Below are 1,918 nucleotides of genomic sequence, written 5' to 3' on the forward strand. Positions count from 1 at the left end.
CACTTCCTTTATTATTTTTCATTTTTTTAAACTATTTAATACTAATGTCTTTTATAATAGCTTTTCATATATTATATAATCAATCTTTATAAGTCCTTTTATAAATTTCTTTTCTACCATTTTCGATAAATTCCTGTTTAATATTTTTAATTCCATAAACAATAGTTTCAATAGGATAATATTCTTCAACTATATCTTGATATTCTTTTGCTTTCTCAATATCTATATTTCCATACATTCTTAATATATCTTCTCCAAAATTTGTTCCTATTTCTTCTTCACTATCTTCAAGTAAGTATATAAAATCACAATATTCATCTATAATTCCAGAATCTCCAAAATCAATTATTCCAGTTAATCTATTATTGCCATCTAACAATAGATGATTACAACTAAAATCATTATGGCATAAACACTTTTTACCCTCAAAAACTGTTGTTGCATTTAGTCTTTCCATAAAACTTTCTATATAATCTTTTTCTATATCAGTTAAATCATTATAAATAGTTTCACGCAACAATATATACTCTTCTAATACATTTTGTTTATTATCAATAGTACATTCACTAATATCTGTATAATCTAAACCGTGCATTTGTCTTAAAAAACTGGCAATATCTCGTTTTAACAAATTTTGTTCTTCTTCTGACATAGTAGAATAAATTTCTGGTGTTAAAAAAGTTCCTTTAATTTCTTTATAACCTAGTATAGATAATTCATCACTAATATACGAATATTCAATATTAGGAATTTTTACATTAGTTTCTAAATTTGTATTTAAAAAATTATATATTGCTTTTTCTTTTGCATAACCTTTTTTCTTATTAGTACTAAATTTTGTTTTAAAAATGTATTCATTATTAACTAAATATGCCACACTATCATAACCACTACCGATTATTTCAATACTATCTACTTTGAAATTATCAAAGTAATGCTCAATTAAATATTTCATTGCCTTAACATTTGTGGCATTATCATCATATCTATATTCCATTAAATAACAATCTTCTTTTTTGCCCTCGTGTAATTCATGTTCTGGCAAATCTTCAATAATTCTAAAACCAGATTTTTGGTATGCCCTTATTGCTCTTGGATTATTTTTATGAGGGTCTAAAATAACTGCATTAGCATTTCTTTCTTTTTTCAAAAATTCAAAAATCAATTTAATATATCTTGTACCAATTCCTTTACTCCAATAATTTGGCTCTCCTATAAATTGATCCATACCATAGACTATCTCATCAGTTTTTGGATAATGATAATCAGTATATAACTCATCATACATTTTATATATTTGTCCATATCCAATAGGAACATTGTTATATTCAATAATTACTCTAAAAACTTCATCTTCCCAAGGCTCTGTATAATGTTTTTTTAATGATTCTAATGTATATTTTTTATCTCTACCACCATAAAATTCTAATACTCTTTCATCAGTTAACCATTTTAACATCAAAGGAAAATCATCATCTATTAAAGTTCTTATACATATTTCATTTTCAACTATATTCATTTATTTATCACCTTTTTCATAATCATATACATATACTATTTCATCTTTATAATCATTTTTACCACCTAATTTTTCATATACATGGCAAGCTCTAGGATTACCTTTATCAGTTATTAAAAACATTTCAGAACAACCAATCTCTTTAGAATATTCCTTAATAAAAGATAATAATTTTGAACCATAACCTTTGTCTTGATAGTTAGGTAACATTCCTATTGAGTGTAAATAAAACATTGTTTTTCCATCAGGTCTTAAAAGTGTATAGCAATATGCAAATCCTATAATTTTATTATTTTCTTTAGCTATAAACCCAAATGAACTGGTATCATTAAGAAATCCTTTTAAATTATCAATATCAAAAACCATATTATCATCAATTAAAACTTCTTCCATAAACTC

2 protein-coding genes are annotated in these 1,918 nt (G+C 24.3%); both read right to left on the minus strand.

The annotated features are described in order from the left end of the window. Nucleotides 1-79: 79 nt before the first annotated feature. Nucleotides 80-1,519, minus strand: a complete 1,440-nt coding sequence (locus tag KSU54_RS18345; RefSeq protein ID WP_001028144.1) for a bifunctional aminoglycoside N-acetyltransferase AAC(6')-Ie/aminoglycoside O-phosphotransferase APH(2'')-Ia — start codon at nt 1,517-1,519, stop codon at nt 80-82. Further along, nucleotides 1,520-1,918: GNAT family N-acetyltransferase (locus KSU54_RS18350; RefSeq protein ID WP_000341232.1), on the minus strand; the 399-nt coding region annotated here is incomplete at its 5' end.

This window comes from Erysipelatoclostridium sp. MSK.23.31, from assembly GCF_019125875.1.
GTDB lineage: Bacteria > Bacillota_I > Bacilli_A > Erysipelotrichales > Coprobacillaceae > Thomasclavelia > Thomasclavelia ramosa.

Bases quoted from the DNA above. Each gene is read 5' to 3' on its own strand.
- KSU54_RS18345 (WP_001028144.1), bottom strand. From the start codon at position 1,519: ATGAATATAGTTGAAAATGAAATATGTATAAGAACTTTAATAGATGAT.